At 41.7% G+C, this 26,983-nt stretch carries 15 protein-coding genes and 2 pseudogenes; 6 read left to right on the top strand and 11 right to left on the bottom strand.

Going from position 1 to position 26,983, the window contains the following annotated elements; all coding sequences use genetic code 11:
* Positions 1 to 313: 313 nt before the first annotated feature.
* From NSTC731_RS20375 to NSTC731_RS20355, 5 genes are all read right to left on the bottom strand, one after another.
* Positions 314 to 5,956 (bottom strand): response regulator, encoded by a 5,643-nt coding sequence (locus NSTC731_RS20375; RefSeq protein ID WP_445626525.1) that lies wholly within the window; start codon positions 5,954 to 5,956, stop codon positions 314 to 316.
* Positions 5,957 to 6,145: 189 nt separating this feature from the next.
* Complete coding sequence (locus NSTC731_RS20370; RefSeq protein ID WP_445626524.1) at positions 6,146 to 9,082, bottom strand: methyl-accepting chemotaxis protein; 2,937 nt, start codon at positions 9,080 to 9,082, stop codon at positions 6,146 to 6,148.
* Between the two features lie 14 nt (positions 9,083 to 9,096).
* Positions 9,097 to 9,627, bottom strand: coding sequence for a chemotaxis protein CheW (locus NSTC731_RS20365; protein ID WP_445626523.1), 531 nt, complete (start codon positions 9,625 to 9,627; stop codon positions 9,097 to 9,099).
* Between the two features lie 13 nt (positions 9,628 to 9,640).
* Positions 9,641 to 10,006: a response regulator transcription factor gene (locus NSTC731_RS20360; protein ID WP_069073698.1), complete on the bottom strand. Its 366-nt coding sequence runs from the start codon at positions 10,004 to 10,006 to the stop codon at positions 9,641 to 9,643.
* A gap of 248 nt (positions 10,007 to 10,254) precedes the next feature.
* Positions 10,255 to 11,433 (bottom strand): response regulator, encoded by a 1,179-nt coding sequence (locus tag NSTC731_RS20355; protein WP_445626522.1) that lies wholly within the window; start codon positions 11,431 to 11,433, stop codon positions 10,255 to 10,257.
* Between the two features lie 384 nt (positions 11,434 to 11,817).
* On the opposite strand from NSTC731_RS20355, the gene hmpF reads away from it, so the two are divergent.
* On the top strand, positions 11,818 to 13,578 hold the full coding sequence (gene hmpF, locus NSTC731_RS20350) for a pilus motility taxis protein HmpF (RefSeq protein WP_445626521.1): 1,761 nt from the start codon (positions 11,818 to 11,820) through the stop codon (positions 13,576 to 13,578).
* A 274-nt stretch (positions 13,579 to 13,852) separates the two neighbouring features.
* On the opposite strand, the gene tilS is transcribed toward hmpF, so the two are convergent.
* Positions 13,853 to 14,845 (bottom strand): tRNA lysidine(34) synthetase TilS, encoded by a 993-nt coding sequence (gene tilS, locus NSTC731_RS20345; RefSeq protein ID WP_445626520.1) that lies wholly within the window; start codon positions 14,843 to 14,845, stop codon positions 13,853 to 13,855.
* Between the two features lie 474 nt (positions 14,846 to 15,319).
* On the opposite strand from tilS, the pseudogene nrdJ (NSTC731_RS20340) reads away from it, so the two are divergent.
* From nrdJ (NSTC731_RS20340) to NSTC731_RS20330, 3 genes and pseudogenes are all read left to right on the top strand, one after another.
* A pseudogene (nrdJ, locus tag NSTC731_RS20340) lies at positions 15,320 to 16,549 on the top strand (ribonucleoside-triphosphate reductase, adenosylcobalamin-dependent); the annotation flags it as partial.
* A gap of 355 nt (positions 16,550 to 16,904) precedes the next feature.
* Positions 16,905 to 17,975 (top strand): annotated as a pseudogene (nrdJ, locus tag NSTC731_RS20335) (ribonucleoside-triphosphate reductase, adenosylcobalamin-dependent); the annotation flags it as partial.
* A gap of 461 nt (positions 17,976 to 18,436) precedes the next feature.
* On the top strand, positions 18,437 to 18,658 hold the full coding sequence (locus NSTC731_RS20330; RefSeq protein ID WP_322696078.1) for a hypothetical protein: 222 nt from the start codon (positions 18,437 to 18,439) through the stop codon (positions 18,656 to 18,658).
* A 311-nt stretch (positions 18,659 to 18,969) separates the two neighbouring features.
* On the opposite strand, the gene NSTC731_RS20325 is transcribed toward NSTC731_RS20330, so the two are convergent.
* Both NSTC731_RS20325 and NSTC731_RS20320 read right to left on the bottom strand, forming a co-directional pair.
* Positions 18,970 to 20,733, bottom strand: a complete 1,764-nt coding sequence (locus NSTC731_RS20325; RefSeq protein ID WP_445626519.1) for a WD40 repeat domain-containing protein — start codon at positions 20,731 to 20,733, stop codon at positions 18,970 to 18,972.
* A 411-nt stretch (positions 20,734 to 21,144) separates the two neighbouring features.
* On the bottom strand, positions 21,145 to 21,540 hold the full coding sequence (locus NSTC731_RS20320; RefSeq protein WP_445626518.1) for a hypothetical protein: 396 nt from the start codon (positions 21,538 to 21,540) through the stop codon (positions 21,145 to 21,147).
* A 264-nt stretch (positions 21,541 to 21,804) separates the two neighbouring features.
* On the opposite strand from NSTC731_RS20320, the gene NSTC731_RS20315 reads away from it, so the two are divergent.
* A complete protein-coding gene (locus NSTC731_RS20315) occupies positions 21,805 to 22,482 on the top strand; it encodes an SDR family oxidoreductase (protein WP_445626517.1) in 678 nt (225 codons plus the stop codon).
* Between the two features lies 1 nt (position 22,483).
* On the opposite strand, the gene NSTC731_RS20310 is transcribed toward NSTC731_RS20315, so the two are convergent.
* The 3 genes from NSTC731_RS20310 to NSTC731_RS20300 form a co-directional block, all read right to left on the bottom strand.
* The gene (locus tag NSTC731_RS20310; RefSeq protein ID WP_445626516.1) at positions 22,484 to 23,536 is read right to left on the bottom strand and encodes a Rieske 2Fe-2S domain-containing protein; all 1,053 of its coding nucleotides are present in this window, start codon (positions 23,534 to 23,536) and stop codon (positions 22,484 to 22,486) included.
* 183 nt (positions 23,537 to 23,719) lie between these two features.
* Positions 23,720 to 24,157, bottom strand: coding sequence for a secondary thiamine-phosphate synthase enzyme YjbQ (locus tag NSTC731_RS20305; protein ID WP_445626515.1), 438 nt, complete (start codon positions 24,155 to 24,157; stop codon positions 23,720 to 23,722).
* 86 nt (positions 24,158 to 24,243) lie between these two features.
* Positions 24,244 to 25,413, bottom strand: coding sequence for a pyridoxal phosphate-dependent aminotransferase (locus NSTC731_RS20300; protein ID WP_445626514.1), 1,170 nt, complete (start codon positions 25,411 to 25,413; stop codon positions 24,244 to 24,246).
* 466 nt (positions 25,414 to 25,879) lie between these two features.
* Here NSTC731_RS20300 and NSTC731_RS20295 point away from each other — a divergent pair, with 466 nt between their 5' ends.
* The gene (locus tag NSTC731_RS20295; RefSeq protein WP_445626513.1) at positions 25,880 to 26,872 is read left to right on the top strand and encodes a hypothetical protein; all 993 of its coding nucleotides are present in this window, start codon (positions 25,880 to 25,882) and stop codon (positions 26,870 to 26,872) included.
* Positions 26,873 to 26,983: the final 111 nt, after the last annotated feature.

The raw sequence follows: 26,983 nt of genomic DNA, 5'->3' as shown, positions 1-26,983 counted from the left end.
TATTCACTCTAATTGTTCTCAAAGGGAAAGCCTCGGCAGAAGCCGAAGCCAATACGTGCTATTTTAATTCATAGAACAATTGTACTATAAAAACGGGTATCAGCTGTAACAAAACGTGAGTTCGATGAACCTCTCCCGGACAACCTCCCTCTCCCACGGGGAAAGGGAGGAGTAACGAGAAATTAGGGTTTTGGCTCCGCTCTCCGTGTCGGAGAGGGGTTGGGGGAGAGGTCAAAAAAGGGCTTGTCAAACTCACGTTAACAAAGGTAGAAGCGTGTAGAGTTTTCCCTAAAATCTAAGTCTTTTGGTTGATTTAGTTAACAAGTTTCTCTCCTTTCAGCATCCGCGCTGCGGCTTCAAGTAGAGCTTCTTCGAGATAGGGCTTGGTAAAGTAGCCACTAGCACCGAGTTGAGCGGCAATCTGTCTGTGCTTGTCTGCACCGCGCGAGGTGAGCATTGCGATCGGTAAGTGGTTGAGGTTAGAGTCTTTCTGGATGCGAGAGAGTAATTCCAGACCGTCGCAACGGGGCATTTCGATATCGCAAAATACAATATCGCAAGGCAGACCTGAGCGGAGTTTATCCCAAGCTTCCTGACCGTCACGCGCTTGTTCTACGCGATAACCGGCTTTATTAAATGTCAGGGATAGCAATTCTCGGACTGTGATTGAGTCATCGACAATCAGCACTGTCGGGTCAATCTTCGCGGGAGAGGTATCTGGAGGAGTGAGTTTTTGTTGCCAAGAATTGCCACCAGCTTGTGTAGAAATCCGTCCCTGGAAGATGTCAATTATTTCTAGTACATCAGCAATGGGCATAATCCGACCATCGCCCAAGACTGTAGCACCAGCTACACCAATTGGTTTAGGTGCTGGCCCTTCAAATTGCTTAATTACAATTTCTTGTTCGCTTAACACCAGGTCAATCTGTAGAGCAATCAGGGTATTTGCCGATCGCACCACAACCACAGAAACCATATCATCATCTCTGGTGCCGCCATAGACATTACCGCGACTGATTTGGCGATTGAAGGTTAAAAGTTCCTTCAGAGGTCGGAATGGTAGCACTGTATCGCGCCAGGAAATAAATGATTGCCCATTGGCATCGTGCTGAATATTTTTGACTGGGATATCCAGCGTATCTTCTACACCATCCATCGGGAAGGCGATCCTGGAGCGATCGGAGACGCAGCAGAGAGCTTTACAAATACTTAGAGTCAGTGGTAAACGAATGGTGAAGGTGGTTCCTTTGCCGATCGCAGAATCGGTGTTAACTGTTCCCCGAATTTCGCTAATTTCGGAGCGCACTACGTCCATACCCACGCCACGACCAGAAATTTCATCGGCTTGATCTTTAATCGTAAAACCAGACTGGAACAGCAGATCGTAGACTTCCAGACGAGACATGGCTTTTGCCTGCGCTTCTGTAATCATGCCAATCTTCACCGCCTTAGCCTTAACCTTTGCGGAATCGATACCTGCACCATCATCGCCGACAGAAATGATCGTTTGGTTCCCTTGGTGGAAGGCACGGATAGTAATGATTCCTACAGGTGGTTTACCGGCAGTTTGCCTTTCTTCTGGCGTTTCAATACCGTGAGCGATCGCATTATTCAGCATATGAGTCAACGGATCGGTCAGATGATCCAAAATCATCTTGTCAATTAAGGTATCGCCACCTTCGATCACCAACTCTACTTGTTTGCCACACTTAATGGCGTTGTCGCGCACTCCTCGCCGCCAGCGATCGATAGTTTGAGCAAAAGGCACCATTCGCGCTCTAGTTAATCCCTCTTGTAACTGGGTGGTTACTTGGCGAAACTGCCTTGCTACGCGCTCGGTTTCTTCGGTAACAAAATCAATGTCACTTGCCGACTCACGTACTCGCACAATCCGCTCAATCATCTGCTGGGACAGCGTATGGAAGGGAGTAAAACGATCCATTTCTAACTCGCTAAAACCCCTATCGGCATTGGAATCAGGGTCTTGTAAGCCGGAGTCTTTCTTTTTACGTCCAGCTAATAGAGAAGCTTCCAGTAGCGATCGCTCGTACAACTCCTGCATCCTTGCGCCTACATCTGAGAGTTGTTGTACCTGAATTAGCAAGTTATCTAATGACTGTCGCAGTCGTTCATGATCCTGCTCTAAGGTATTGCGATTTACCACCAATTCCCCAACTAAATTACTCATATCGTCCAGTTGCTTAACTGGAACCTTCATCGTTTCTTCAAATCTCGCAGCCCGACGAGTAGACGGACGGGTAGCTTGGCTGGTGTTCGATTTTACTACAGTAGAATGGGATATTGTTTGATTCGCTTCTGCCAGCAATTTCTCTAAGTCACCAAATTCATCTTTTATGGCTGGTGATGGAGTAGCATTTTTAGCTGAGACTGGTTGAGTGTTGAAGGGCTGGCGTTGGCGTAGACCGTCGTAGACATCGTTGTTGTTATCTGTACTTAGCAAGTCTTCCAAGGCAGCAAAATCTACTTCTGGTATCTTCTTAGCTTTGGGGATGGGTACTATGTCCTCTTCTAATAATGCTGCCAAGTCTGCAAATTCATCTTCTTGAGCAACTATTTCAGTGGTTTTTGTCAACAATAAATTATTTTCAACAACTGTGTTTTCTCTTGTATCAAAGGTAATTTCTAAATTATTATTTTCCTCAGTCTCTAAAACTTCTGGGCTTGTCTGGACTGAATCTGAAGTTTCCTCAAAATTAATAGTTTCTGATAGTTCGTCCACAGTATTCTCTGTGGTGTCCATTTGAATATAGGTCAATTCATTTGTTGCGACTTCAAACAGCAGTTGTGAATTTTCATCGAGAGAGCCGAACAAGTCACCTGGCTGTGCTTTGGATAATGCTGAATCTGAAGTTTCTCCAAAACTAATAGTTTCTGATAGCTCGTCCACAGTATTCTCTGTGGTGTCCATCTGAATATAGGTCAATTCATTTGTTGCGACTTCAAACAGCAGTTGTGAATTTTCATCGAGAGAGCCGAACAAGTCACCTGGCTGTGCTTCGGATAATGCTGAATCTGAAGTTTCTCCAAAACTAATAGTTTCTGATAGTTCGTCCACAGTATTCTCTGTGGTGTCCATTTGAATATAGGTCAATTCATTTGTTGCGACTTCAAACAACAGTTGCGGATTTTCATCGAGAGAGCCGAACAAGTCACCTGGCTGTGCTTCGGATAATGCTGAATCTGAAGTTTCTCCAAAACTAATAGTTTCTGATAGTTCGTCCACAATATTGTCTGTGGTGTCCATCTGAATATAGGTCAATTCATTTGTTGCGACATCTTCAGAGTCGAACAAGTCACCTGGCTGTGCTTCGGATAATGCTGAATCTGAAGTTTCTCCAAAACTAATAGTTTCTGATAGTTCGTCCACAGTATTTTCTGTGGTGTCCATCTGAATATAGGTCAATTCATTTGTTGCGACTTCAAACAGCAGTTGCGGATTATCCTCAAAAGAGCCTAATGAATTAACTTCCAGATCGACAGCAGATATATCTGAGCTTCCATGAGTAAATTCTGGAACAAAATCTAAAGATTCTGGTTGTTGTGACCTGAGAATTTCTTCTCCAGGATGCTGCGCGAACAAAGGCGTTTCAGGCGTAGAGGTATCGTTGATTATAGGAGAAATAGTTAAGTTACTTGATGTTAATTCATCAAATAAATTATCTCCAGAGTCTGATGATAATATCAAATCTAGCTGTTCTTGATGCTGGAAATTGATATCAAAATCTTCTTCTATATCAAAATTGGCTATAGGAGAAGGTATGGACTGCTGATTATCAGCAAAAATGTCATCAGCCGCCGCAGTAAACAAACTTTCATCTAACGCCCTTTCCACATTCTGCTCAATTAAGGAATCGAATTCGTCCTTTTCCTCTGTGGTTTCCTGGTTCCAGAAGTTGCTCAGATCGTTTTCTGATTGAGAAAACTCAGGTTCTGTTACTGGAGGCGTATCAAATAAATCAGTGATTTCTAGTTCACTTGTCGATAGTTGTGGCTGTTCTTCCATTTCAGCAAACAAGTTGTCCAAAGACAAGTCTGTTGGCTGAGGTAATTCTATGTAGTCACTAGGGGTAATTTCTTCTACCCAATTGGCATTTTTAGTTTCTAAAAATAAGTTATCAAAATTATTTTCTTGGTTAGTAGATAGTTCCACACTAGTAAACGGCTCAGTTTCTGGTTGAGTGACATTGCTAGTTGGCAATAGTTCATCATCATCTAACCCCAGTGTCAATAAATCTTCGACTACACTATTTTGGGCAATCTCGCTATTAGTCTGGTTTGGCTCGTTAGAAATATCAATAAATTCTTGTAAAATTTCGGAAGAAGATGAGTCTAAATTTATCTCAAATTCGTTAATATCGCTCAACTCTAAAGGCGTAGCAGATGTTTGTTGATTTTGCGGTTCTGAATTATCTTTTTCTAGGAAATGGTCGCCAAATAACAAGGATAAATCTTCTGTTGTAGCGGTGGTTGTTGGGTGTAGCGCGTTGCTTATATCCTCATTAAAGGAGAGTAAGTCAGATAAATCGTTATGAGCATCTTCAGCCTCAGTGCTGCTCAAATCAATTCCAAAGTCATCGATAGTAACAATATCTAAGGTTTCTTCTTGATGCCAGCTTTCATCTAGTTCGGGAGTCTCACCGTCAAATAAATCGGCAAGGGTATTTAACTCAGCTATTCCTACTTCTGGACCATTGGGATCGAGATTGTTACTGATTGGGTGTGCTTCGTCATGTGTGGTGAAAGTAAGACTATTGTTTCTACTTTCGTTTAGTGGTATTCCTTGTAACTGAAGGGAGGGGCGTTCGTCGGAGACGTTGGCGTAGCCAGACGCTCGTGGACTCCCTAACGCTGCGCTATCGCTACTATCTTTGTCTAAATTCAGTTCTTCAGTTGTCTGGGCTAACGCCTTGGTGTCACCAGATAGAACTGACTCTGATTCTGTCAGAACCGGAGATTGTTCATCAAATAAATCAGGGGTTATTTCTAATAACTCAATTTCTGCAAAGTTTAAAAGTGCCTCTAGTTGCTGACTAATTGCAATTTCGGCTTCTCTACCTTGCAGAACTAATTCTTGAGCTTGTTTGATTTCGGTAATGACAATTTTAGCTAAAGTCAGATAAGTATTTTCGGGATTGCCGATCGCACTCGCTGCTGCTTGACACAAACCACACCAGTTGGGCAAATTCCAAGTTTCACCAAGTTTGACTAATTGGTGACAGCATTGCTGGAGGTTTTGCCGAGTTGAAGGTGTTGTAGTTTGCTTAAATAATTGCAACATTTCCCGCAGTGTTTGCAGCACTTGGGCTTGAAACTCACTCCAGTTATTATTTTCTTTAGCGGTGACTGGCGCTAGCGCCTCTTGGGGTGCTACCGAGTCTGAAGATTCCTGATGAGTGTATTCTGCCAGATCGGGAATATCTCGCCGCATGAAAATTTCTGTAAGTGTGGAGACATTCTCTATAGAGGTTGTGAGTTCTGTTGCGTCAGAACTGCTGGCTACTCCACTCTTTGCTTGTTCTACAAGTAGTTCCAGATGCTGATACAGCCATTGAAAAACTGGCTCAGTTTCTGACATCAAAGTATTAGCTGCATCTTCAGAAAGACCATAAGGCCCACTCAAATGCTCTAAAAGCGATTTTAGGGTATCAGAGACACCAAGAAATAAAGACTCTAACTTTTGGTCAATCTGAACCGGATTATCTTTGAGAATTTTGAAACAATCTTCCAGACGGTGGGAGGTATGCTGGATGCTAGTCAATCCAAGCATCGCCGCTCCTCCTTTGATGGAGTGAGCCGCCCGGAAGACCTCACTGATCATTTCCGGGTCGTTCAGGGTACCTTCTAAATTCAGCAAGCCCTGCTCAATGGTATTCAGGTGATCCCTGGCTTCTTCGATAAAGTAACCCAAAATCCGCTGTTGTTGTTCCGGCAGCATAGCAAAAGTTATGAGTTATGAGTTATGAATTATGAGTTATGAATTATGAGTTATGAGTTGTGAGATGTGAGTTATGATTTTTATTTTTAACTCCTCACCTCTAACTCCTAACTTTTTTCCAAGTTACGAGTTGTGAGATGTGAGTTGTGATTTTTATTTCTAACTCCTCACTCCTAACTCCTAACTTTTTTACCTGGTTTCCATAGTTTCCACTCGGAAACGTTCAACGGAGGCGATCAAGTCACGGGATACACCTACTAAGTGTTGTAGGGCACCTGAAACTCGCTGTGCTTCTTGGGAAGTTTCTTGGGCGGTCAGTTCTACTGATTGCATTACATGAGCAACGGCGCGGGAGGTTTCCGTTTGTTCCACAGTGTCACTAGTAATAGATCGCACCAGAATATCGATGCGATTCGCCACTTGAATAATATTTTCGAGCGATCGCTTGGCATCTTCTGCCAATTTTGTACCTTTAATTACTTGTTGTGTGCCTTCTTCCATCGCGGTCATTACAGAGCCTGTTTCGCTTTGGATTTGCATCACAATTTGTTCAATTTCCTTCAAGGATTTAGCAGATTTATCTGCTAGCTGGCGCACTTCATCTGCAACGATCGCAAACCCGCGTCCGGCTTCTCCGGCTCTTGCCGCCTCAATACTAGCATTGAGTGCCAGTAAGTTTGTTCTGGAAGCAATTTGAGAAATCAACGCCACAATTTTAGAAATTTCTTGGGAAGATTCCGCCAATCGCTTCACTTTGCGAGTGGTTTCGGCAACAGTTTCTCGAATTTCTAAAATCCCTGCCACGGTATTTTCTACTGCTTCGCCACCTTTCAAGGCGATCGTACTAGCATCACGAGCAACGGTTTCGGCTTCCCGCGCCGCTTCTGCTACCCGCTGAATCGAGTCGGTCATCACCTGTACAGAATTCAGCGTCACCGCTAACTCTTCTGCTTGCCGCAAAGCATCACTAGATAAAGCTCTCGCAAAGGTTTCAGAGTTAGTTGCACCTTTTGTCACATCCTTCGCCGCCACTTTTACCTGTTGAACGATATCCCGCAAGTTTTGAATTGTCAGGTTAAAGGCGTCAGCTACGGCTCCTAGTACGTCGGCGGTCACTTCCGCTTGGACTGTTAAATCGCCTCTAGCAGCTCCTTCCACATCATCCAACAAACGAATCACCTGACGTTGGAGATTTTCTTTGGCTTCCTCTTGTTCATCGGCTTTGCGTTGGGCTTCACTTGTGGTTGTGAAAATTACCCGCGCCATTTCATTAAAGCCAGTGGCTAAATGCCCCAATTCATCTTCGGAAAACACTGTAGCTTGAGCATTCAGATTTCCTTGACGTACAGCCTCAAACTGAGCTTGGAGGTCATCAGTTGTGCGCCGAATTTGTTTCAGCGCCAGATTTCCCATAAAGCCTGCGGTAGCAAAACCTGCAATCCCGGCTGCCAGTGACATTGCCCAACCTGTGTTTCGTACTGATTCTCGTTGTTGGGGTGGTGAAAATGTGGTAGCGACAAAGCTAACTGTGGCTACAACCAGCGCTGAGACTATGCCCACACTCCCAGCAATTAGCCATTGTTTTCGTTCGATGGAGGCATTTTCTAATGGTGCTAACCATCCTTGCTCAATGCTGACGTTGGGTTCTAGTTTCGAGATATCTGTTTGGCTAAAGACTGGAACGGCTTCATGGGAACCAGTCATTGAGAAAAGTTCTTCTTCGCGATCGGCTGAATTACTTGCAAAAGCCTCTGCTACTTGCGGGCGTCCAGTGTCACTAGTTTCTGATGGAGCAGAATGCATTGTGACATTACCGAAGTTAGAATCTCCTTCGATCAGGTCAAACCCTGGAATATTTCCTAAATCATCAAATTCCTCAAAGTCATCTAAAAACTCGATATTGCTCTTAGAATTTTCTCCATTCAGTATGTTACTTGAGTCTTCATAAGAGTTTAAACCATCTGAGCCAAAGGCAGACTCAAATGCTTCCATATCAAAATTTTCATCATCGAAGCTATTTTTACCGATGAATTCACCTGATTTAAACTGCTTTTCTTTTCGAGGTAAATTACTATTAAAAGCTGATTCATTATCGGGTAAATTCGGCTGAAAATCTGATTTCGCTTCAACTCTTTTTGGTGTTAACCAACTATGGGATTCGGTTTCAGACAAGTTATTTTGATTGCCGTATTCCAAGTTATTTGTTGTTGGCGAATCATTTTTTGATTCTTCTGCAACAATCAGTAAAGTTTCGTCTCCAAAACTAGATTTTTTATATTCTAAATTTCCCATATTCTGAGATGGAGACTTTGGCTCACTCAACAAATCAGAAAAATTATTCTCGTTATTATCAGTTTGTGAATTAGAAGATGAAGAGTTATTATTATCAATAGTTGAATTTCCGTAAGGAGAATTTATCTCATTATCTGAGAATTGACTATTTGCTAATGATTCTTCAGAAATATCTTCTGAGATACTTTCCTGCCAAAAAGCAGGCAACTCTAACTCTGTGTTTTCCTCCCAGTTTTTATTTGACTCTTGTTCCTGTGATTCTTCATTCATGGCAAAAGGGTCATCACCAAAAGCTCTAGAAGAATCTGATATTTTTTCTGTTCCAATACTATCTTCTGTGGGCAGGTCGAATGGACTTTTTGAAGATGTATCTTCAACGCCATTCATACTTTCTTGATGCTCTCCAAAAAAGTTCAAATCAAGGTTGTCGCTGTCAAACTCTTGATTAGCGTTTAAATCTTCTAATTCTGATTCGCTATATGCCAGTGGATCGGATATCTCTGAAGAGTTTATTTCCTCTTGACTTTCTGATGGATCTATCTGCCCACTAAATGACTCTAAATATTGATTGATATTGTCAATTCCATTCTTGGCAAAACCAATAATTTCTCGATCGTTAGTCAAGCCTAACACCTGTTGATATTCTTCTTTTGCTACATCATAGTGCTGTAAAACATAGTAGATGTGACCTCTCAACAAATGGGTATTGGGGTCGTCTGGTAAATTTTGCACCACTTGGTCAACTAAAGTGGCCGCAACCTCATAATTTCTTTGAACATAGGCGGTCATCGCCTGTTGATATGTTGGCTCGTAATTATCAATACTTGCTGCCATTTCCTCCTCCAATTTCATCCTGCCCACCTAGCACTTCGTACAATTGCCATTTGATCGAGCAATCGTAGACACTGATTATTTTTAGCACCTAATGACCACTCTCCACGTAAAAAGGGAGCCATCGTATCTGGAACACTAGCTGGTGGCATGAGATTCTGGACATCCAACCAGTCCATACCACCGATTTCCTCTACTGCTAAACCCACTATTGTGTCTTGCTCTTCAATGGCAATCACCGAAATTTCAGCTCTATCCGTGTTTAATGCACCTGCTTCTCCCAGAAATTGACCCAAATCGGCCACCCAAATAACTCGACCTCGTAAATTTAGAGTACCCAAAAGTAAAGGAGAAGCATTAGGAATCGGGGTGATTCTATCAGGACTTAGTTCAATTACCTCTCGGATGCCAGTTGCTTGTAGTGCAAACTCCTGATGCGAGGGAATGTAAAACCTCAAATGTAACTCACCTTCAGGACTTTCTACTTGTAATTCTGGTCGAAAGTGGTCTTGACCGCCGCCACTTAAAAAGTCCGGTTTGCTGACCATGTTGTTTTTATCCTCATCCTCGCAGCAGTTGTTTGACTGTTCCTACCAACTCGGTTGGTTGAAACGGTTTGGCTATGTAAGCATCTGCACCCTGCTTCATACCCCAATAGCGATCGAATTCTTCGCCTTTGGAAGAACACATAACCACTGGGACATTTTGGGTTTTTGGATCGGATTTTAACCGCCGACAAACTTCGTAGCCGTTCATTCGGGGCATGACAATATCTAATACCACTAAATCTGGAGGTGCTATTTGAATTGCCTCTAATGCTTCTAATCCATCACTAGCATGGGTAACTGTTAGGCCAGTTGCTTTCAGGAGGTCTGTAATCATCTCCCTTTGCGCTATACTGTCTTCCACAATCAGAACTGTGCTCATAAGTGTCTATTTACCTCCTGATTTAGACGTTCCTAATTGGAACATTCCCTGATTCCTCCGCAAGTATTAACTGTATAAATTGATTTTATGTTTTCACTATTTTCCCGGAGATTGACGTTTCACTCAGTTAACTGACTCTGTGATAACATCTTTTGACTCATCTTTTAGTAGATCGACAAATCTTTGATCTCTTTATATGCCCCATAGGTGAGAGAGATAATCAATGCCCCATGCCCTATGCCCAATTTTCATTGGTTGTTGATATATTTTTCTACAAGCATCAGTAACTCAGTGTCTGTAAACGGTTTTGTCAAATAATCTGTTGCCCCGACCATCCTAGCTTTGACTCTATCCATAAACCCATCTTTCCCTGTAAGCATGATAATCGGTGTGAGCCGAAATGCTGTTGAATGTCGCAGCATGGCACAAACCTCGTATCCTTCCAATTCCGACATAGCAATGTCGCATAAAATTAAATCTGGTTTGAGTTGAAAAACCAGACTCAGTGCCTCTAAAGGATTGGTGAGAGCGATCGCTTCATAACCTTGTGGTTGTAAGATGGAATTTATAGTCTCACCGATGGCGATCGCATCGTCAATACATACTATCCGCCCTATCGGTTTTTCTTTCAATTCCCAACTATCCGTGTGTGTATCTGGGTGATTAGTCTCTGAATATACTAGTTGTAGCCAACTTTGTTGCACATAAGGGTATATTGCCTTAGCGACTGTCAAAATATCTCGGTTGAGATGGCGAGCTAGTTGTCGCAAGGATGTTTTACCATCAGCCCAATGTTGTAGCTTATTCACAGTTGCTTCTGGTAAAGAAGATTGTAGCTGAACTTTGTCAGATAGCACTGGCAATTGCTCTGGAGATTGAATGTGTGGATAGAGTTGTTTCCATTGTTGCACCTGCTTAGTAATTTTTGTCACCAAGGGAGCAATCTCATAAGTGTTTAATTGTGGGGCAAGTGCCGCACTCTGATGGAAAATGAAGTTACCTTGGCGTAAACTTAGTAGATCGAAGAGAGTTTCATGCACCAAACCGTAAATGATACTACCAGCTATCTTTGGGTTGATGATATTCCGCTCCATAAGCGCCCAAAGATAGGCATACTCTGGCGCATCGGTTGGTGGTAGGGTGGCAATGTGTTTGTCGGTGAGTCGCATCTCAACTCGATAATGACGTAAATAATCACTAATTCTGGATAAACTACTCTCACCTTCTTGGCAATAGATAATTTGACCATTAAGAAAAAAAACGAACCAAGACTGTTGTTTAGGGCGATAAATGTTTGCTCCATCTCCACCCAGTTTGTTGTTATGGTGAGAGCTATAAGCTTCCACCCATAGTTGCCCAGTTCGCTGTCCCAATTCAATCAATTGCAGGATACTGCAAATATCAATTTCATTTAAATTTCCCTGCATTTAGCTAAAAAGTACTCCTTAGTATTGCTGAATTCTGAATCGTGAATTATGACTTATTCTTTAAGTATTGATTATGGAGTATTGAAAAGATTTTTACTCTATGTCTGATTGTCATTAGGGAATACATTAAACTATAAACCTTTATCTTTCGTAATACACTTTGACAAAGCTAGTGTTAACACGGAAGTCATCATCACTGTCATCAGTACAAAATATAAAGGCGCGACCAGATCGCTTCTATAAGTATCAAGACGTAACATCTTGCGTCTATAGTTTTGTCTGTCTTGTTCTTCTAAACCTTAGTTCAGTGAGACAAGTTAACAGAATTATTTAAGGTATATCTCAAAACACGAAGTTTAAGTGCATCAATAAAGGACTAACGGTGTGCTGTATTTAGCAGAAGTACAAAAACAGAAAGGTGGTTTACTCAGTGGCGGTGGCAAAACCGAACTGAAACTGCTAGCTTGTCAGCGAACTGACCAGAATTGGAGTACTGTGTCGGAAGAGGTGATTGCCGCTGAGGATGCAAGCAAATTAAATGATGGTGCTTTGGTATTGGTTGAACTCAATCCCAATCGTCAAGTACAGCGGATTCAAGAAGCAGGACGTCCACTCGTCAACATTTTGCAGAATTTTTCCCGCCAGTTGGAGAAATTTAAGCTCAAGGAAGATGAAATCGATCAGTGGAAACAGTCATTAACATTTCAGGCGCAAGAGTTGAATCGCCGTGAAATGGACATGGAGGTACGAGCAGAACAGTTGCAGCAATTGGAGGATGAGGTACAACATCTAGAGGAGCAAAAACAGGAAGTTGACACCTCCCGTCAGGAAATTGAACGATTACAAGGAGAAATTGAGCGCAACCGCCAAGAGTTGGAAGGCGCTTGGGAGCATTTACGGGGTGAGCAGCGTCGCCTAGAAGAACGCCAAACGGATTTTCAACAAGGGACGGTTTTGGATGAGGAGCAAAGTCGAGTAATGAGTGAGTTACTCGATCGCTTGTCTAGTCGTGTTACTCCTACGGAAACAGTTAGAGAACACCTGCATCTAGCCTTTGAATTGGTCGAAAAGCAGCAAGCGACTCTTACCCCGCACTGGCAAAAACTGGAGGAGCATAAAAGTGCGATCGCACAACAGCAAGAAGAAGTTGAGCGTTTATCACAAACTTTTAGCGATCGCCAAAATGCATTACAAGAAGCGCAAAATTCTCTAGTACAGCAAACAGCCCAATTGCAAATAAATACAGCAGACCTTACCAGTAAGCAAGAATATGCTCGGATCGTCAAAGAGCAGTTACAAAACACTGAAGAGTTATATCAACAGATGCACTCTTTAGCGGCAACATCTGGTGATGTAGTTCTCGGCAAGCAAGCTGATGAGGAGGCTTTGGAGAAAATGCCTTTAGAAGAACTACAAAAGATAGTGCAAGACTTGCAGCATAAGTTAGAAATCGACGCTAGCTTTGTTCACGATCAAGAACAAGAACTGAAATATAAACAAGAAGCTATAGAAGAACTCCAAACTAAATTAAATCAAGCATCTGACCATGACCACATCAATTTGGAATTAGAACTAACTGATGAAAAAGACCTTTATCAGATGCTAAATTCCAGTTTGGTGGGGCAACGCCGCAATATGCTACAGCACCAGAAGTTTCTCAAGCAACATCAAACTGTACTGCTACGACGCCAAGGACATACTGTTACTGAAGAAGAAAGTAACAACAAAATTAATTTCGAGCCGATTTTGTTACAAATTGAAACCCAGCGACAACAATATTCACAGGAAGTTCAAAAGCTGGAACGTGAAATTGAGCAGATTCGTTCTGGTGTTGAGCTAAATCAGGGAATGATTGACAATCAAACTCACGATCTAGATGAAAAGCGCCAAGAATTGAAAGCGATCGAGGAAAATTTGTTATCCCTACGAAGAACAACTGCTGAATTATCTGGGCGAGTGAATCTTTATCAAGAAGCACTACAACCAATTCAAGATTCTCTAGATGGATTACGGCAAAAACTGCAAGGAATTGCAGAATCTTTAGATCAATTCCAGGAAACTGGTGATTATCAAGTCCAAGCGATCGCTCAGTTGCGTCATACTCTCCAGAGTTTAATGCCTCAGCCGGAATTACTGGCGTCTTAATAAGTTAGGAGTTAGGAGTTAAGAGTTGGAAGTTAGGAGTGATGAGTTACAGCACTTCCGGCAGCTATGAGTACATTTTGAAAGTTGAAAGCTATAAGAGGAGAGACAAGGAGAAAAACGGGATTGCATAATAGCAAGAAGCGCTGTAGAAGTTAGGAATTATCAATTAAAGAAAATTTCTCACTCAAATCTCAACATCCAAAACCAAAAAATCCAAACTTCAAATTCCAAATTTAAAACTCCTAACTCCTAACTCCTAACTGCCAACTTATAACTATTTAAAACAGATCCAATCGCCTTGTACTTGAGCGATCGCCCCACCAGGAAATGGATCGGTTTGCGATCGGTTGGGCGCTATAATTAAAGCCGTTAATTTTTCAATGTGTTCAAAACTGGGCGCATCGGTCAGTATTTGCTGCAATATCTGACGCATTACCCGACGTTGCAGTGCCAATGGTGCTTTTTGTAATTCCCGACGATTTAACCGTAAGGGAAAAACAGTAAGAGAATCTTCTTCATGTTTCACGCCTAATGCCCGATCCCGCAACTGCTGGGCAGCTTTTTCCAAATATTCCACTTCCGCTTGTAAAAGTTCTGCTGTTTGGGCTAAGGCTGATTCTACTTGGGGGTTGAAATTATCTCGCAAATATGGTAATAGTTCTTGGCGAATGCGATTGCGGGCATATTGCAAATTTTGATTAGTGGAATCTTCCCAAATTGGCAATTTAAATTCTTGACAAAATTGCTCTGTTTGTTTTCGAGTGATTTCTAAAAGTGGACGTACTAACACAATGCCTGTAGTTAGAGGGCGTTGCCAAGTTAGGGCTTGCAAACCATCAGCACCAGTACCGCGAATTAAATTGTAGAGGAGAGTTTCGGCGCGATCGCTCTTCGTGTGTCCTGTAACTATATATTGATAATTATTTACCTGAGCGATCGCACTTAAAGCTTGATAGCGCCAATCGCGTGCAGTCGCTTCACTATTTATCGGTTTGTTCGCTGTTTCTAAATAAAAGGATATACCCCAAGTTTTAGCTAAGTTTTCGACGTGGTTAGCATTAGCTTCGGAGTCAGAACGCCAGCGATGATCGCAGTGAGCAATACCTAAATCCCATCCCCATTTGGATTGTAAATCTAAAAGTAATTTTATTAAACACAGAGAATCTTGTCCGCCGGAGACAGCGATTAATAGCCGCTGGTTGCGCTCAAATAAGTGGCGCGATCTGATTGTGCGATGGATTTTTGCATGTAAGGGAGTCCATACCATTTTTGGATTTGACTGATAACTGCAACTTATTTAACTATGACTGCTAAGTAGCTCGGCGTAAAAATTTGTTGTTGGGATAAGGCAGGAAGCAGGAGGAAAAAGGGTTTTAGTTTAGTTTATCTTTCTTCACATAGTTTGGTTTTATTGTGCCAACTGACTTAGTTGTGGGAAAGTAATGAAGAGATCCTAAGTATAGTTAGCGGATAGCTAAGGTTTAGCCCATGCTGAGTAATGATAATCGGACTGAAGATGAGGCGATAGAGATAATTTACTTAAAAATAATGGTGTTAACTATAACCAAGTATATTTTTCCCATCCAAGGGTGAGGGACATTATACATCATAAATTTATGTTGTAATTAGTGCCGGATAGAGCTAGCGTAAAGTGGACAATTTGACAATCTTTAATACTCAAACTACTTGGCGTATAGTCATAATCTGTCCGCACGCAAGAAGAACGTAAGACACTTTATATATGGTTCAGAATCTCGAAAGAACACGCCAGAGTGCAAGGTTTCCAGAAACTGCACCGGCTGCTAATCCCGTATTTTTTAGAACCTATAGCCGCCGTACAAAGGCGGGACTTAGGGAAACATGGGATGAGGTATGCGATCGCACTATACAAGGCTTAGTCGAGTTGGGAAAGCTCACTCAAGAAGAAGCTGCCACACTGGATAAAATGCAGCGCAGCTTGAAAGCTATGCCCAGTGGGCGCTGGCTATGGGTTGGTGGTACAGACTGGATCGCCAAGCCAAAGAACTTTTCCGGGGCTTATAATTGCACTTCTACCAATCTCGAAGACTGGAGTGCCTTCGGCTTGATGATGGATTTAGCAATGATGGGCTGTGGAACTGGAGCCGTCCTAGAACCACAATTTATTAACCAGTTGCCTCCAATTCGCAATCAACTCAATGTCACTGTCCAAGGCGAAATTGGCAGCACTCCTGTCCAACAGCGGCGTGAATTTACTGAAACTCATATAGAAGGAAATAACGTCACTATTCACGTTGGAGATAGCCGTGAAGGTTGGGTTGAATCATATCAAGCCTTATTAGAACTCTCTACTGATGAACAATTTTCAGCAGAAGTTGAAGTATTAGTTGATATCAGCGATGTCCGAAAAGCAGGAGAAACTCTCAACGGCTTTGGAGGAGTTGCAAATCCGGTGAAATTGCCCGGACTTTATCAGCGTTGTGCTTCCATCCTGAATAAAGCTGTGGGACGGCAATTAAATTCAGTTGAATGCTGCCTGCTAATCGATCAAGCAGCTGTAACAATTGTTGCCGGTAATATTAGGCGATCGGCTGGCATGAGGCAAGGTTCAAGCGTTGATAGTTTGTTTGCTGATGCCAAAGATAACTTATGGCAGCAAGATGAAAATGGCAACTGGCGAATCGATCCAGAGCGTGATGCACTCAGGATGGCAAATCATACCAGAGTTTTTCACCGTAAGCCAACCTTAGAAGAATGTGTTGGTGCTGTCCGCAAACAATATTATAGTGGCGAGGGAGCGATTCAATGGGCTGGTGAAGCTGTAGCGCGATCGAATATTGATTTGCTGCCAACACAAGCTTTGAAAGTTGAGTTTTTACAAGCTTATGAACAAGGAACAGCAAAACAGTGGTTAGAAGAACGTTATTCAAATCTTGATGCTAATGAGCTAGAACATCGTTTAGCTCGCTATGGGCTAAATCCGTGTGGTAAGTGATTTTGCCTCACGTTAAAAACCTCGCAAAAACGGGGAAAGCTGAGATGCTAATCCCGTGGTAATCAAAGGAATTAAAAAGTCTTTGACACCGTACAGCGTAGAGAGTGAAACTAGATGACATCGAAAATTGTTGTTTAGAATATAATCTTTCCAAGAGTGCGGGGGCGGATGTGAAAAACACTTGTGTTAAGCGGCTTGCCCTGAGCGTAGCCGTTGGCGCAGCCTCTCGTAGAGAAGGGAGCCGAAACACTTTTATTATCTGATATCACATCTGTAAAAGGTACGCGGAGCTACTGCGAATAATCAAGCAGTAGAACTAGGGGATAAAAAGCTTCTAGGGTAACAAAGAAAGGAAATCATTGGTAGTAACTTTCACTGTAATTTGTCAGAGGTTCACCTTAATCAAATTGACCCACGTAACTACAAAGAACAAGAAGAAGCTTTCACTGCTGGAGCGTTATCTGTAGCGGCACTTTTAAATCACAAATTCCTGGAACCACGCTATCAATACAGCCGTGAATTAGACCCGATTGTGGGAGTTTCTTTTACAGGTTTATTTGATTTCTTTGTCCATGCTTTTGGTGTTAATTGGCTGCGCTGGTGGGAAGCAGGAAGACCCGCAACGCCGCAAGGATTAGCTTTCAAGCGTGAGGAAGAGAAATACCTCAGTTCTTGGAGAGATATTGTACATCGGGTGGTTTGGGATTATTGCGATCGCCACAATCTCAAGCGCCCAAATCGTTGTACCACAGTGCAACCAAGTGGTACTAAGGCTTTATTAACTAATGCTAGTTCGGGGTGGCATCCTCCGAAAGCGCAAAGATTTATTCGTCGCATCACCTTCGGTAAAAATGACCCAGTAGCCTTAGCTTGTATTGATTATGGTTACAACGTCATTCCCTCTCAATCAGACAAAGACGAACAAGGCAATTTGCTTAACGATCCCTTCGATCCACGGGTGAGTGAATGGCTAGTGGAAATCCCTGTTTCTGTAACTTGGGCTGATTTACCAGGGGCTGATGAAATTGATGTTTCTAAGTTTTCAGTCTTAGCCCAATTTGATTTTGTCCTCCAGGTTCAACGTTGGTACGTGACTCACAACACATCAGCTACTTTGGAACTTCGCTCTGATGAAATTGAGCCTTTGGGACAGCGCATTTACGAAACCATTCACAATGATGAGGGATATATTTCAGCTGCTCTTTTAGCGCGTTTTGACGATTTGCAATCATTCCCACGTTTGCCATTTGAACCAATAAATAAATCAACTTACGATCGCTTAACTCAAGAGGTGAAAGCGCGACGCAAAACAGATGATTTCTGTGCAGTACTAAGCCGCTACGATTTAGGCGAAATGACAGAGGCTGGCCCTAGTGGTTGTGATTCTGATAAGTGTATGTTTCCCGATCAAGAACCAAGCTGATAAGGCGAAATGATCGGGGAGTAGGGAGTGAGGGAGTGAGGAAGTGAGGGGACAAGGGGGACAAGGGGGACAAGGGGACAAGGGGGACAAGGGGACAAGGAGATAAACAAAACTCCTAACTTCTAACTCTTGTACAGACGCGATTAATCGCGTCTCTACTCTTAACTCCTAACTCATCACTCAGCACGGGCTAAACCTTAGCTTTCCGCTAACAGCACTCCTAACGCCCAATGCCCTTCAAGAGTGCTGAGTTCCGAGTTTTGAGTGCTGAGTAAGGCAGAGGGGAGAATAATTCTTAACTGCTAACTCCTAACTTTTAACTCCTAACTCCTAACTCCTAACTCCTAACTCTTAACTCAGCACTCAGCACTGTTTTGCCCCATGCCCAATCCCCAATCCTTTAACACGTTACGATCAATTAAGAAGTAATAATTTTTTACGGCAGTGCCAGGAGTCTTTTTATGTTCATTAATGAATTGTCACCTCTATTCAGAGAATTTACTCGGCATCCAGTCTCATTTGTCGGTGGGTTTTTCTCTGGTGTGCTTCGACTCAATCTTGCAGACGATCCCGTTAAAAGCTGGCTAGATAAACAGATCCGCTCAAATAGTTACACCAGTAGCACCACAACAGATGCACATAACGGCAAAGCCAGTGGTCCTCAGCAGATTTCGATTGACTAGAAACTCCAACCTGACATAGTTGAATTTACTACAAAATAAGGAGTCAGTGCTGCCGATGGTAGCGCTGACTCCTACTTTTTACAATCAACATCTTGGCAAAAGTGCTTTTTGCACTCTTGGGGAAAAGGGTAAAGGTTAAAGGGGAAAGAGACTTTTGCAGAACCTTTCCCCCTTCTCCTTTCCCCTTTTCCCGACAAATGCCAAGAAGTCTAATCAACATCTTGGCATTTGTTACTTTTGCAAGGTGTCTATTGTACTCCTGCAAAGAAGCAAGCTCCAAAGAAAGTGTGATGATGAATTACCAACTACGATTAACTGCGTTGCCAAATTTTAATTGTCTTATCCAAACTGCCGCTGACTAACATTTCGCCGGAAGCTGTGAAGGCTAATGCTGTAACTATATTCCCATGACCTGTAAACGTAGCCAGCAATTCCCCGGTTTGTAAATGCCACAACTTGATGGTTTTATCAGCACTACCGCTAGCGATAATTTGTCCATTAGGACTTAAAGCGATCGCATATACCCGATCTCTATGTCCTTTAAGGGTATGAAGTAATTCCCCAGTCTCCAATTGCCAAACTTTAATCGTTTGATCCCAACTACCACTCACGAGCAGTTTAGCATCTGCACTGATTGCTAAGGAACAAACGATGTGAGAATGACCCATGAGGGTATGCAGTGGTTGTGCATCTTTTAAACTTTTGATTCCCGTTTGCGGTGAGGTGCGCCAAACTTTGATTTTGCGGTAGCTACCTGTAACTAGAGTTTCGCCGTCTCGACTTAAAACTAGGGAATGAGCCGCTGTATCATCTAAGGAAAGTGCGATCGCAACCTGACGATGCATCAAATCCCAGAAGAGAATTTTTCTATCATCTCCGCCTGTCGCTAACATTCTGCCATCTGGGGTGAAAGCAGCACACCGCACTACTCCATTGTGTTTGTGCAAAATATCTATCAAGTCTAAAGCGCCTACGTGCCAAAGCTTAATTGTCGAATCTGCACCGCAACTCACTAAAGTCTGTCCATCTGAACTAAAAGCTAGGGAATTCACTTCATCCACCAGCCCAGATATTACCCAAGGATATTCTGATAATGTCTCTATTAATTCGCCTTTGCTTAAATCCCAGAGTTTCGTTTCGCCACGACTACCACTTGCCAAAATGGGTAAGGCTTTGCCATTATTACACCCGGAACTGAAAGCTAGGCAATTAATTCCTCTGGTGTGTCCTTGCAAAGTCTGCCAGCATTCCCAGTCACCGATTATAGCTTTGAGACAATGTTCTGATGGTAGAGTCTGTATTGTATCTGCGATCGCTCTCTCATTACTTACTGGCGACGTGTCTTTTTTACCCATCAATGATTCTAAATACCAACTTAACCCTCCTGCATATAACAAATTACTCGGAGTGACATACAGTTTTGGTTCGCTAAATTCAAGTTGATTTGTAGGTAAAAAGCCTGTTATAATACTCTGCTTTTCGTAACCTAAATTACCTGTAGATGGATAAAATAAACAGAGAAAAATTAATACTTGGTGATTTTTTAAATCTTCTTGAGTAATTGACCACCTAATTTTGTCTTTCTTAATACCATTAAAACTTTCTCCATCAGCAACGTAAACTTGAACACTTAGCTGAGGACGATCCTTGAGTATATAAGGAAATTTACTTTCGCCACCCAAATTTCCCTCATCATCTAAAATCATGTTTTGCAAAGTATCTTGTGACACCTTTTTGACTAACTTGCCCAAGCGTTCAGTTATTACCCTGTCAACAATATGCTCCCGGAAAAGATAATCTTGGGCTTGTTGTTGGAAGTATTTGGGAAAAGGTATCGTCCAGTCAGGAGGTTCAGGATATTCCGGCGGCGTCGGCGGCGGATTTTTGGCGAGAACTTCTGCTTGTTGGCGAGAAAGTTCTTGGAGTCTAGCCAATGGCTCGCCCCAAAAGGCTATAACTTCAGTGTGGCAACCTTTAACTTGACTTTCCAGCAAAGATAAGTCATAAGTTTTAGGTTTTTTCACACGTTGAAGGAAGTCAATTTGTTGAGCTTTGAGTAAGCTAATCCAATCCATCTACATTCCTGCGGCAAACTATTGCATACCTACGGTAAGCTATACAAATGCAATTACTCAAGTTTATAACCTTAGTTAATTAAAAATTCAGTAATATTAACAGTCTAATAAAACACAGCCATTGACAAATGTTTCCGGGAAAGAGATAGATGGATAGCACTTAGACATTTCATGAACTGATGCAGTTGAAGTATATAGAATTAGATGATATCAGTCAATTCTAACGGAGATAGAGATCGAGATACTGTTTCTAGAGAAACACTTCTAGCTGCAAAAGAAAGTTGAATTTGAGACAGATTTAAAGATTGCAGTCACGTTAAGTCAGCAAATAGCTACATAAAAATCACCTATTAACGATAATTCGCGGAAATATCCTCTGAAATCGAAATAAATGGTGAAGATTGGCTAATTTTAACCTTTGCGTTTTGGTTGTCTGGGTGTAGTACTTACATTAGATGAGTCGTCAAAAGTATCCCTTGCTTCGATTTGTTTAATTTTCATTTGTAAGTTCAAGTCATCACTGCTAACGATTGTTTCTAAATTCGCTAATCTCCGCTCTAGCAGTTCTATTTGTTGCTGTTGCAAATAGTTAGTTTTGGATTTTTGCTCATCAGAACGCCAAACAGCAACTGTACCAACAGCTGCGCCACCAATAGCAACTAAAGGAAGAATAGCACCACTTCTAGTAACGGCTGACAGTGGCACGCAAACTCCAAGAATGGCAACTGTAATTACCCAAATTCTTGTGGTAGCAGATAATCTCACATCTTGGTATTGTTCGAGATTGGGTTGAGATTTTTTAGCCATAAGTTTATCCACAGAAAAGTTATTTGCTACATTTGCACAAATGTTTACTAAAATACTTCCTACCATTGGGTTAGGTATAATTGCTATCTTATATATTTTTGTAATTATGGTTACTCAGTTATTTGCGATCGCGAGATTAAGATTGCAATGATAGCTATCTACTACTTTTGGAGGGGGCAAATCACTTTTCGATGGTCTTGAACAACTATTAAATACTGCCAATCCTCTGATAAAATCCTTTGAGCGTAAATAATTAAATTTATTATGACAAGTGGATCTTATATTTTTCTAGCTGGAGCAAGTCGCGGTGTTGGTCGAGAAATTGCTCAATATCTCACAGCACAACAGCTAAAGGTTAAAGCACTCCTGAGAACAGCAGCAGTTGCTACTGAACTAGAAGCAATGGGTATTGAAGTAGTTCAGGGAGATGCTTTGAATCTTGGCGATATAGAACGCGCAATGGTAACAGATGCACCTATTCACACCGTTATCAGTACAATTGGCGGTTTACCATCAGATGTAGAAAGGCCGGATTACCCTGGTAACAGAAATCTGATCGATGCAGCAGTTAAAGCTGGGGTGCAAAAGTTTATTCTTGTATCTTCCATAGGTGCTGGCAATAGTGTTGTTGCTGCCTCACCCCAAGTTTTAGAGGTACTGGGAAAAGTTTTAGCTGAGAAAGACAAAGCCGAACAACACTTAATTGCCAGTGGACTTACTTATACAATCATCCGTCCTGGTGGACTAAAGTCAGAACCAGCAACGGGTAATGGCGTTTTAACCGAAGATCCGCACATTATTGGTAGCATCAATCGTGCAGATGTGGCGCAATTAGTTGGTCGCAGTTTAAATAGCGATCGCGCCAATAATAAAATATTGTCAGCCGTAGACCGAAATATGCTATTTGGACAAAGAGAATTTGCCGAATTTACTTTGGAGTAATTTAAGCACGCCAGCGCAGTATTTGACCCTTGACAGGATTAACAAATTCTCGTTTTTCAGCGACAGAACGAGCATACTCCCGCTTTAACTGGTAATACCACTGTGCCTGCATATCGGAGTCTTTAATCAGCCGCAGCACAGGATTATATTTCAAACCAATTTGCTGTTTTTCCACAACTGTTCGGTCTTGGCCAATGAAAGTCCGCGCCAGCACGTGTAACAGTGGCTTGAAAAATCCCACCCAAGGGAGTGTCCAGTAAAGAGCAAAAGTTACTTCCGTTTCGGTGTCTGAAATTGGTGTAACTGCCGTCAAATTAACGACTCGATTATTACCAATAGTGGTTTCTTCAATTCTGACTCCAGGCAAACGAAAAGAAATCTCCGTTTCCGGGACACCACCGCCAATCAGCCAGTATAATCTACCCCCATTCGCAGGTAATCGGTGTCGTCGCATCGTAAAGCCGTAGGGCGAAGCATCAAATTGCTTTACTTCCTCGTGCAATTGCTCATTTCGCCACCACCAAGCACGATGAACATAAGGGGAATGAGCCGGGTCCATCAGACCGACTACTGCATGATCTATAAAACAAGGGAATTTTACCACCTCTACGAACTGGTGCGATCGCCCATCAAACCCTGGAATTACCGGAATTTCCATATCAGATGCAGGTTGAGGGTTATCGGGATCGGGCATATATATCCAGATATTGCCTTGGGCCTCGCGAATACTATATGACTGCACGTCGAAGCGACTCAAATCCATTTGCTGCTCCTCCACAAGAGAAGGTATCGCAGTACAGCGCCCAGCAGAGTTAAAGCGCCAACCGTGGTAACAGCATTCAACTTCTTGCCCATTGAATCTCCCACAACTCAAGGGCACACCACGATGGGGACAAATGTCCGTCATCGCAGACACTTTGCCATCTTGGCTGCGAACTAACAGCACTGGTTCTCCTAAAAAAATGCGGCTGATCATCATGCCTGGCTTGATTCGATCGCTAGGCAGAGCATAGTACCAAGTATTACGTAATACAAAATTATCGTTATTTTTCATAACTAATGGCCTCTGCCTTTGACACAACGAAAGTCCTGGTTTGTGGAAAGGAAGGTGATGCTGGAAAACATTCTTTTAGGTTTTTAATTGCTGTAGGTAAGTTCAACTGATGTACTTATTAGTCGTGTTCGTAATTCTCTCAGATTTAGGTTGTTCTCAGAGCATTGCAGGTTTGAAATTGCATTATTCGCCAGAAATTTGGATAAATACTGTTCTTTTGCGCGGGCCATCCAACTCAAAAAACAACACAGATTGCCAAGTTCCCAAAGCTAATTTACCATCCACAATGGGAATTATCTCACTAGTGTTCAGCATCATTGCCATTAAATGAGAGTGAGCATTAATCGGCTCATCTTCTGGGACATCTCTTAAATGCAAGTCATTATGCAAATAGCTGTCTGATTCAGGTGCTAATTTTTGTAAGAATACTTTTATATCTTCTAATAATCTGACTTCATTTTCATTGATAGCTAAGGCTGTTGTTGTGTGTCGAGAAAACACTAAAACTTGTCCATTTTTAATTGATGTTGAGGCAATAAAATCTTGAATTTGTGGGCTGATATTATAAATATTAATTTTTGGCTTAGTTTCAATTTCAATTAACTTATTAATAATTGGCATCTGTTAAATTTTATATTTGGGATTGTGAACGAGGTACACTAAAACAGCTTAACGCTTTCTTGAAGGAGGCAGGAATTCAATGACTCCTAGTTCTTGACTATAGTTTCCAAACCTTGCACTAATCTCTCTATACCTTCTTTTGCTGTCTCTTTTTGCAGCGCCCCATAGGCAACGCGTAGATAGCATCCGTCATCTATACCAAAGGTTGTACCTGGAATAACTGCAACTTTATGTTCCTGGATCAGTTGTTTGACTAACTCAAAAGCATCCATCTGGCTATGAACTTTGAGGAAAAAATAGAATGCGCCATTGGCAGGGATAATGCTACATAAGCTTTGTAGACGGTTAAGGGAGTCCAAGACTAGTTGGCGTACTTGAGCAATAGCTCCTATATGACTCTTCAAATATTCCTCTTTTGCTTGCAATGCCCCTAAAGCTGCATATTGAGAAATCACTGGCGGACAAATTAAAATTGTATCCTGGACTTTTTTAACGGCGACAAGTAGGTGTTTAGGAATCACCATGTAGCCAATGCGCCAACTAGCAAAACCGTATGCTTTGGAAAGGCTATACAGAGAAATGGTGTACTTGCTGCTATTACTAAATGAGCCAGGTGAAACGTGTTTTACTCCGTTATATGTAAAGTATTCGTAAGCTTCATCGCTGATGTGGTAAATACTGTGAGAAGCACAAATTTGATTTACTTGGCGCAATGCGGCTTCAGAATAAACAACTCCAGTCGGATTATTTGGTGAGATTGTCACCACAGCCCGTGTTTTGGGTGTAATTGCTTGAGCGATCGCTTCTTTTCGCAGTTGGTAATTTTCATCTGTCGCCACTAACACTGCACGACAACCAGCCATTGCGATCGCCATTTCGTGGTTGAAATAGTAGGGGGTATTCAGAATAATTTCATCGCCTGGGTTAGTGATAGCAAGAATGGCATTCATAAATCCCATATTGCTCCCTGCTGTCACAACGATGCAGTTTTCCGCGTTGATTTCAATGCCGTTGAAGGCTTGCAATTTTCCTGCTAGTTCTGTCAGTAAAGGGGGAATTCCCTCAACTGCTTTGTATAAATTATTAGTTGGTTCGGCTAAGAATTTGGCTAAAAATTCTATGGCTTCATGTGGTGGGTTGTAAGAAACAACACCTTGTCCTAGAGAGATGGTTCCAGGAGAGTTTTTAATCAATTCCCCAACCACAGGAATAATTGGCGATTGTACCGCCTGCATACGAGAGGTTAGGGATTCCATATTTTCTTGCCTATATACTTGCTTTTAGTATCTCTTACTGTGTTGTTTTTTGCTGCATATATTTATGTTTTTAACCGATTTGTACCTTTAAAATTTTCTTTTAAAGGCAATCAGATATACTTAAACAGGTCTGAAGAAAATTTAGACTACGACTTACGTAAGTGTCACCAAAAAATCGGATTTGTAGTTTGTAGTCAAGGCTTTAGTCTTTATTTTGAAGACTTTAGTTTTCTCTTTCAGAGACGCTAACGCGAATGAGACGCTACTTCGGCTTTGCTCAGTACAAGTGCGCCAACACTGCGAACTGAAAATAATATGCCAATTGCGTAAATCCTCTAGACTATACTTTACGGATACTTTACACAGATTTTAAGCTGGATTGATATTAGTGGATATCTATCTTTTGAAGTGTAAGTTAGAATGCAATTAGAAAGTTAAAGCTTAGATACTACTAATTAATAGAAATATGTTGATTTCACAACGTGGCATTATCACCTATGCTTACGGAGCATCTTATTATCTAGAAATGGCAAAGTCATTAGCACGTTCTCTACGTCTTCATTCACCAAATATTCCGCGTGCTATTGTTACCGATCGTGAAGATGATAAAGATTTGCTAGAGCTTTATGATTGCGTTATAAATCTTAGAAAAGAATACGGTTCTAACGTCAAACAAAAGCTTCACGTTTATGATTATTCTCCATTTAAATACACACTTTGTATTGATAGTGATTGCATAGCAGTAAGGGATATTAATTTTATTTTTGATGATTTTAAAGGCAGAAGTTTTAGTGTGCCAGGTAATGTATATCTTCAAGCAGGTGATAAAGATAATTTCATTGATGTAGATGACACACTCCAACGATTTAATCTGACAAAATTACCTAGATTTAATGGAGGTCTCTATTATTTTGAAAAAAACGATACTACGAAGGCCTTTTTTGAAACAGCACTAGAATTTTCAAGAGACTGGAAAAAGCTAGGTATTAGTGAATTTCGTGGTGATGGCCCTAATGATGAACGTATTTTTGGTCTAGCTATGATGCTACATAATCAAAGTATGTTTGAAGATAAAGGTCTGATGATGCGAACACCTATCGGTCTTCGTGGTTCTTTTAATATAGATGCTATTAAAGGTAAATCTACTTTTCAAAAATACAATCAGGTGGTGTCTCCGGCTCTTGTACACTTTGCCTGCGTTTGGGGAGAGCATCCGGTATATCATCGTGAAGTCACAAAGTTAAAAAACCTAGATAAAGATGCAGCCCACCAGGTCAAGTCTAATATATTTTCCGCAATTCAGTATAAGTTTGGCTATCAGATTGCTTTATTAAGATATATAGCTAAACGTGTACCAAAAAATCCTAAATATATTCAAGCTAGAGTGAAAAAACTTTTGATACAACTGTCTGAGTTGATTAAAACTAAATATAGAATTGAGGCAGTTCAGAGCAAATAAAGTTTGCTAAAACTCTGCATTCCTTTGTGCTTAATTTAAATTACTCAAAGGCTGTTTTGGTTACTTTCTGTAAAGCTTTAATAGTGTATAATGTGCTGTCTGAGGTTCAGG

Source organism: Nostoc sp. DSM 114167 (assembly GCF_052692655.1).
This window is presented reverse-complemented; position numbering and strand designations above follow the sequence as displayed.